At 49.0% G+C, this 712-nt stretch carries 2 protein-coding genes; both read right to left on the minus strand.

Annotation, left to right across the window (positions count from 1 at the left end; translation table 11 throughout):
* On the minus strand, positions 1 to 200 hold a 200-nt coding region (locus tag NQT62_RS15330), incomplete at its 3' end, for a flagellin N-terminal helical domain-containing protein (RefSeq protein ID WP_441007052.1).
* 336 nt (positions 201 to 536) lie between these two features.
* Positions 537 to 712: flagellin (locus NQT62_RS15335; RefSeq protein WP_256765622.1), on the minus strand; the 176-nt coding region annotated here is incomplete at its 5' end.

A 712-nucleotide genomic window follows, 5' to 3' on the forward strand; every position in this document is an offset into this window, starting at 1 on the left:
GCGTTGCGTTGTGCAACGTCAAAGCCTTTGATCTGTGCGGTCATGCGCTCGGCAATCGCCAAACCGGCGGCATCGTCTTTGGCCGAGTTGATGCGCAGGCCAGAAGACAGGCGGGCAATCGAGGTTTCGAGGGAACCAGCAGACTTGCTGAGGTTCATTTGTGCCGTCAGCGACGGTGCGTTTGTATTAATGCCTAACATGGTTTCACTCCGAAAGTGTAGACAATCAACTTCAAAGGACTTCTTCCTTTGCTCTGTTCGGTATTTTCTCTACCGATGACTTATTAACGTTCTGCTTTTGAATTACTTGAGGTCTGAAAATGCTTATTTGTTAATTATTTTTCTGTTTTTATTTTGTGTTTTTAAATAAAAAACAGATTATCTTTTGACCCTGTTGGGGGTGAAAAGATAATCTGCCTGTCCAATCCATCATTCCCGTGTAAGGCTAAAAAGGGGGCAGGTGTTCACACCCACCCCGAAAACAACCGGCATTTGGGAATCTCATGCAGGCTGCTGCTTGGTCACACATTCAGTTCATTACTTCAACAGGCTCAGTACGTTGTTGGGCAGTTGGTTGGCCTGGGCTAGCATGGCGGTGCCGGCTTGTTGAAGGATTTGGGAGCGGGTGAGCGCTGCGGTTTCCTTGGCGAAGTCGGCATCCATGATGCGGCCGCGTGCCGTGGACAGGTTGGTGTTCTGGATATCGGCGAAAG

Source organism: Limnobacter humi (assembly GCF_024518835.1).
Lineage (GTDB): Bacteria > Pseudomonadota > Gammaproteobacteria > Burkholderiales > Burkholderiaceae_B > Limnobacter > Limnobacter humi.